The 6,848-nt window shown below is 53.7% G+C and carries 4 protein-coding genes, 1 other RNA gene and 1 pseudogene; 3 read left to right on the forward strand and 3 right to left on the reverse strand.

Going from position 1 to position 6,848, the window contains the following annotated elements:
* Window positions 1–172: 172 nt before the first annotated feature.
* Window positions 173–2,197: an OPT family oligopeptide transporter gene (locus tag HMPREF3066_RS03060; protein ID WP_070440364.1), complete on the reverse strand. Its 2,025-nt coding sequence runs from the start codon at window positions 2,195–2,197 to the stop codon at window positions 173–175.
* Here HMPREF3066_RS03060 and HMPREF3066_RS13075 point away from each other — a divergent pair.
* Together HMPREF3066_RS13075 and mnmE are read left to right on the forward strand one after the other, a co-directional pair.
* Window positions 2,184–2,342: a hypothetical protein gene (locus HMPREF3066_RS13075; RefSeq protein WP_168160648.1), complete on the forward strand. Its 159-nt coding sequence runs from the start codon at window positions 2,184–2,186 to the stop codon at window positions 2,340–2,342. The genes HMPREF3066_RS03060 and HMPREF3066_RS13075 overlap by 14 nt on opposite strands.
* A gap of 338 nt (window positions 2,343–2,680) precedes the next feature.
* The gene (gene mnmE, locus HMPREF3066_RS03065; protein ID WP_070440366.1) at window positions 2,681–4,045 is read left to right on the forward strand and encodes a tRNA uridine-5-carboxymethylaminomethyl(34) synthesis GTPase MnmE; all 1,365 of its coding nucleotides are present in this window, start codon (window positions 2,681–2,683) and stop codon (window positions 4,043–4,045) included.
* A gap of 89 nt (window positions 4,046–4,134) precedes the next feature.
* On the opposite strand, the gene HMPREF3066_RS03070 is transcribed toward mnmE, so the two are convergent.
* Both HMPREF3066_RS03070 and rnpB read right to left on the reverse strand, forming a co-directional pair.
* Window positions 4,135–5,592, reverse strand: a complete 1,458-nt coding sequence (locus tag HMPREF3066_RS03070) for an oligopeptide:H+ symporter (RefSeq protein ID WP_039410823.1) — start codon at window positions 5,590–5,592, stop codon at window positions 4,135–4,137.
* 203 nt (window positions 5,593–5,795) lie between these two features.
* An RNA gene (gene rnpB / locus HMPREF3066_RS03075) (RNase P RNA component class A) lies at window positions 5,796–6,157 on the reverse strand.
* 215 nt (window positions 6,158–6,372) lie between these two features.
* Here rnpB and HMPREF3066_RS03080 point away from each other — a divergent pair.
* Window positions 6,373–6,848, forward strand: a pseudogene (locus tag HMPREF3066_RS03080) (transferrin-binding protein-like solute binding protein); the annotation flags it as partial.

A 6,848-nucleotide genomic window follows, 5' to 3' on the forward strand; every position in this document is an offset into this window, starting at 1 on the left:
GGGAAGGTTAGGATGGGGGTGGTTCTATGGCTTTGGGTAAAATCAAATTCGTTCAGCCTGTAGCCCCCCTCCCCAGCCAGACGAGAGAGATTGAAGACCGCAGATAAAAACAAGGTCGTCTGAAAACCTGAATCCCAAGTTTTCAGACGACCTCTTTATTTTCAAAACCAGCTTACTTAATGCGCCCTGCTTTCAACACGCGTTGTGCGAAGAACACCATGCCTGTGATGAAGAATGCCAGCCCAAGCCAGGACGCGGTGGTTTCCCAGTTTTCCAGCCCCAGCGCGAGCGGGGCGTCGGAGCCGCCGTTGGTCACGGAGAAGGCGATGATGAATGCCATCACTACGCCAACCAGGCTTTCGCCGACAATCAAACCTGCGGAGAACAAGGTGCCAATGCGTTCGGCGTTTTTCAGACGACCTTCACGGTTTTCCGCTTTTTTGCTGATGATGTGTTTCAACACCGCCGCCAATACTGCGCCGATCACGATGGGCATAGTGACCGACGGGGGCAGGTAGATGCCCATGCCGACTGCGAGGACAGGCAGTGCGCGTTTGCCGCCGGACGATTTTTTCAACACCAAATCGACGACGATCAACACCGCGCCGATCGCGATGCCGGTGAAGATGTACGCCCATTCAAGGTTGTGGGCGAAGATACCCGAGGCAATGGTTGTCATCAAAGTCGCTTGGGGAGCCGCCAAAGCCTGTGCCGCGTCCATGCCTTCGCGCGGCATTGCGCCGGTAAAGCCGTAGGCTTCGTAGAGCAGTTCCAACACGGGCGAGATGACGAATGCGCCGACGATACAGCCGATAATCAGTGCAATCTGTTGCCTCCACGGCGTTGCTTTGAGCAGGTAGCCGGTTTTCAAGTCTTGCAGGTTGTCGTTGGAAATCGAAGCCACGCAGATCACTGCCGAGCCGCAGAACAAGGTCAGCGCCAGCAAGAATTTGCGGTTGGCTTCATCCGCCATCAAGCCGCCGGATTCGCCCACGACCAACAACACCAGCGAAATGATAACGATGGAAACGATGCCCACGCCGGAAATCGGGCTGGAAGACGAGCCGACCAAACCTGCCATATAACCGCAGGCAGCGGCGACCAAAAAGCCGATGACGGAAGCCAAAAGCGTACAAACGACCACCAAAAGCCAAGCCATGCCGCCCGTAATGTGCGAATCGCCGATAAAGTGATAAAACGATACGCCCAAAATCAGCATCATGGACAATACCCAAAAAATCATGGCTTTAGGCGACAAATCCTGTTCGGCGCGTTCCGCAGCGGGCGCACCGCCGCCGAAACTCTTGAACGACATTTTCAGGCCTTCCAGCATCGGCTTGAGCAGCATCAAAAGCGTCCAAACCGCCGCAATACCGATGGTACCCGCGCCGATAAAGCGTACTTTTTCCTTCCACAGCTTCATCGCAAACGCCGCCATTTCCATATCGGAAGGCTGCGGAATGTGCGATGAAAAATACGGCACGGCAATACCCCAAGCAATCGAAATGCCCAACAGGATGGCGATACCGCCCGTCAGTCCAACCAAATAGCCCGCGCCCAACAATGCCAACGAAAAGCCCATCGGCAGTTGGAAAATCGCCGTACCGCTTTTAAACCAATAACTCGCGCTGTCGGCAATCACGCGCAAACCGTTGGAACAAAAGCTCATAAAGCCCGCCAGTGCGCCGCCCGCCGCCAGCTCTTTAATGCCGCTGCCGCCCTGACGGCCTTCCTCTTCCTCGTGGCTGCCGACTTTCAAAATCTCCGCCGCCGCCACGCCTTCGGGATAAGGCAACTCGCTTTTCACCACCATCGCGTAACGCAGCGGAATGGTGAAAATCACCCCCAAAATCCCGCCGGCAATACATAAAAGCGTCGTCTGCCAAAACGGGAAACCGCTCCAGTAGCCCGCCATCAGCAAACCGGGCAGGACGAAGATGATGGTCGAAAGCGTACCCGCCGCCGAAGCCTGCGTCTGCACCATATTGTTTTCCAAAATATTGCTGCCTTTGCAAAACTTCAAAACCGCCATCGAAATCACCGCCGCCGGAATCGACGAAGCAAAGGTCAGACCGACCTTCAAGCCGAGGTAAACGTTCGACGCGGTAAAGATCACGGTAATCAGCGCACCGAGTATCATGCCCCGAAGCGTCAGCTCGCGGTAATCCGCGTAAGGATCGTGGGTGGATTGTGTCATCGTGGATAGCCTTTCGGTTGATAAAAAACACGACGGCAGGCTCGAACCGGCTGCCGAATCTGCCTTTATGGTGTTGCGACAGCAAGGAAATGTCAAGTTAGACAAAGAATATGCAAAGAAAGCGGAAAGGCAAAAGGTCGTCTGAAACCTTAAATCTCCCTTTTTCAGACGACCTTTTGTCCTTCTGAAATATTATTTATTCTTAATGTAAGCATGATATTATCCCATGCAGACGTTGGAAAAGCGGTGAAAATCTCGATACCGCAGCCTACCCGACAGGGTGTCCGAGAGCGCGTGCAAGTGATTTCGAGCCTTGCCCGGCGTCTGTTCCACACTTCTTTCCAGAAGTTCGACAATTTCTTTCTTTTTATCGATTCGGTACGGTAGCAAATAAACCTCGCCTGCCTCTTGTTTTCAGACGACCTTTATCATTGTGAAATCACTATATAATACTGCTCATCAAATTCCCGATACGAGCCAGCCATGTCCGCATCCCAACCCACCATCGCCGCCATCGCCACCGCCCCCGGACGCGGCGGCGTCGGCGTTATCCGCCTTTCCGGCAAAAACCTGCTGCCTTTGGCACAAACACTCAGCGGCGGCAAAACGCCCAAACCGCGCACCGCGCTTTACACCGACTTTCTCGGCGGCGACGGGCAGCCGATAGACAACGGCATCCTGCTCTACTTCGCCGCCCCCGCCAGCTTTACCGGCGAAGACGTGATTGAATTGCAGGGACACGGCGGCCCCGTCGTGATGGACATGCTGCTTTCGCGCTGCCTCGAACTGGGCGCGCGTATGGCAGAGCCGGGCGAATTTACCAAACGCGCCTTCCTCAACAACAAACTCGACCTTGCCCAAGCCGAAAGCGTCGCCGACCTCATCGACGCCTCCAGCAAGTCCGCCGCACGCATGGCGTTGCGTTCGTTAAAAGGCGCGTTTTCCCGACACATACACGAGCTGGTGGACGACCTCATCACCCTGCGGATGCTGGTCGAAGCTACGCTGGACTTTCCCGAAGAAGACATCGATTTTCTCGAAGCCGCCGACGCGCGCGGCAAGCTCCAAGCCCTGCAAGGTCGTCTGAAAACCGTCCTCACCAGCGCGGAACAAGGCGCGATTTTGCGCGAAGGCATGAACGTCGTCCTCGTCGGCGCGCCCAACGTCGGCAAATCCAGCCTGCTCAACGCCTTGGCGGGCGACGACATCGCCATCGTAACCGACATCGCCGGCACCACCCGCGACACCGTGCGCGAACAAATCACCCTCGACGGCGTGCCCGTCCACATCATCGACACCGCCGGCCTGCGCGAAACCGACGACGTGGTCGAACAAATCGGTATCGAGCGCAGCCGCAAAGCCGTCTCCGAAGCCGATGTCGCCCTGATTCTGATTGACCCGCGCGAAGGCGTGAACGCCAAAACCCAAGCCATTTTGAACAGCCTGCCCGAAGGTTTGAAAAAAATCGAAATCCACAACAAAGCCGACCTGACCGGCGAACCCGTCGCCGTCCGTTCAGACGGCCTCGCGCAAACCGGCGCGGACACCGTCATCAGCCTGTCCGCCAAAACCGGCGCGGGTCTCGATTTGCTCAAACACGCACTGTTGCAGGAAATCGGCTGGCAGGGCGAAAGCGAAAGCCTGTTCCTCGCCCGCAGCCGCCATCTCAACGCCCTGCACGAAGCCGAAGCCGAGCTGGAAAACGCCGCCCTCTGCGACAACAACCAAATCGAGCTTTTCGCCGAACACCTGCGCCTCGCCCAAAACGCGTGCAGCGAAATCACCGGCGAATTTACCGCCGACGATTTGCTAGGCGTGATTTTCTCGCGCTTCTGCATCGGCAAATAAGATTAAACCTTATCCATACGCGAAAGGTCGTCTGAAAACCAAGATTCAGGTTTCAGACGACCTTTTGTATGTCTTGCTCAGAGCGGTTTTTAATCCGCGCCTTTGAGCATTTTATTCAAAACGGGAACAAGCAATAACAATACCACACCGGTTATCACGCCTATGCCGCAAAGCATCCAGTAGAAATCCAGCGGTGCTTTATCGTTGAATCCTTCTTTAAACAGCACGCCGCCCAAAGTGAAGCCCAATGAGAGCCCTAAGAAATTGAGCGCGACCATTTGGGTTTTGAACATGGGTGGGGCGATTTTGGTGGAAACGGAAAGCGAAATCGGAGAGATCATGAGTTCGCCTATGGTGATGGCAAGCAGGATCAGCGCGAAAACGATGATCGGCATGGGCGTGCCGGATGAGATATACGGTACAAACCCAAGATAGGATACGCCGACGACAATCATCGCCAATGTAAATTTCAATGGGGTTTTCGGCTGGTGTTTGCCCATTTTCGTCCAAATCGCCGCCATCACGCCGGAAAAGAGAACGACCCACATGCTTTGGATGGAATCTTTCCAGGCAACGGGGACAGTCCAGCCGCCTATGGTTCGGTCAACCGTTTCGTCAAAGTACACCGTTGCCACAGTATAAACTTGGAACCAGACAGCCCAAAACAGGCAGATGGTCAGAAACAGCGGAATATAGGCGGTGATGTAGCGTTTGTTTTCAGACGACACATGGCTGCTGCCGAGCAGTCGCGCGAAATAGGCGATGACGGTGAGGATGACCGTGCCGAGCAGGAATTTGGAGAAGTTGTCCAAATTGAGCGTGTCTGACGCAATCAGGCTGCCGACAATTAAGACAATCAACACACCTATTGCCGCAGCGGTTTTCACTTTTTCAGGACGCAAAGGATTGGGCGCAGGCGTGTGCGGCAGCAGTTTGCGCCCGACGGAGTAACGCCACAGCCCCAAAGCCATACCGACTGCCGCCGCGCCGAAACCATAGTGGAAACCCATCTCGGTTTGCAGCAAGCCGGTCAGGAGCGGGCCTAAGAAGCCGCCGATGTTGATGGAGATATAGAAAATCGAAAAACCCGCATCGCGCAGGGGCTTCATATCGTCCGCCTCATAAAGCGAGCCGACCATCGAGCTTGCCGACGATTTCACGCCGCCGCTGCCCAATGCGATAAGTACCAAGCCGCACAGCAGACCGTAGAGACCCGGTGCGATTGCCAAAACGATGTGTCCGAGCATGACCACGATGCCGGAAATAAACAGCGTTTTTTCCGCGCCCCAAATCCGGTCGGCAAGCCATGCGCCGAGTATGGTGGACAAATAAACACTGCCGCCGTACGCGCCGACGATGCCGCCGGCGAGCGACTTGTCTATGCCCAAACCGCCTTTGTCGGCAGTGTAATACAGATAAATCAATAAGATACCCTGCATACCGTAAAACGAGAAACGTTCCCACAATTCGATGTGGAACAGAGTAGAAAGCTGGATGGGATGCCCGAAGAAGGTTTTTCCCTTGCGGGCGGAGTAGTTGTCAGACATAAAAGTTCTCCAAAGGCGTTGAAACCGCCTTTTATTTTCAGTTGCGGCACATTTTGCACCGTCCATTTTTCAGCCATATATGGCATAACCTTTTTTAACGTAATATTAAAAAACTGTCAAACTGATAGATTGCCCGGATAAAGCAAAAGGTCGTCTGAAAAACAGATTTCTATTTTTCAGACGACCTTTTTCAATAATCGGGACATACAGGCCGGACGGTAAGCCGGGTTCTGTCTCGGACAGTCATTCCTCTAGGCACACCATTACTGATGCACTCCAGCAACCTACCCGAACGCTCGGCGAGCAGCGTCAATGCGTTCTGTTTGGTCTTGCTCCGGATGGGGTTTAGCCTGCTGCGCCTTGTTACCAAGTGCACGGTGCGCTCTTACCGCACCTTTTCACCCTTACCCGTGCCGCCCGAAGGTGGCCGTCGGCGGTATTGCTTTCTGTTCCACTTTCCGTCGCGTTTCCGCGCCCGGCCGTTAGCCGGCATCCTGCTCTGCGGAGCCCGGACTTTCCTCCCCGTATGCCTTACGCGATACGCGGCGACTGTCTGTCCGACCTGTATGAAGTGCGGATTATAACACAATAAAAACATACCGTTTGAGTATAAAAAACGACCATTTATCACGCTTTTTGCATATTTTACACTAAAAAAATGCAAATAAAATAAACCGTTTAACTAAAAATGATACCTTTCGTCGCAAAAATCAGATGACATAAAAATGAAACACGCATAGAATGATTTTCACATAACTACTTTAAATTGAGAACATTACGATGAAAACGCCTTACCCTCATATCTTATCTTGTATTGCCGTTTCAATATTAACAGCCTGTGGAGGAGGTGGCGGAGGCGGTACACCGTCTGTCGCTCCAACCCCGACTTACCCGATTGTCCAGCCGGGCAATATTCCGAATCCATCCGGACAAACGGAAAGAACGGCAACCCCTCCTGCCGGTAATCAAGCTGATGCAAATAATGCTTTAGAAGCATCTGAAGAAAATATCCATAAAGAAGTCGAAGATTCCGTAAATTCAACACAAACGTCGTCTGAAAACCAGAATCAAGACGTAAAAGCGGATAGCAACGACAAAGCCGAAGCGGAACGAAAAGCTGCGGAAGAAGCCGCCAAAGCTAAAGCCGAAGCCGAACGTAAAGCGGCAGAAGAGGCTGAAAAAGCTGCAAAAGCCAAAGCTGAAGCTGAACGCAAAGCGGCTGAGGAAGCTGCAAAAGCCAAAGCTGAAGCCGAGCG

The sequence above is a fragment of the Neisseria sp. HMSC03D10 genome (assembly GCF_001807625.1).
In the GTDB taxonomy this organism is placed as follows: domain Bacteria; phylum Pseudomonadota; class Gammaproteobacteria; order Burkholderiales; family Neisseriaceae; genus Neisseria; species Neisseria mucosa.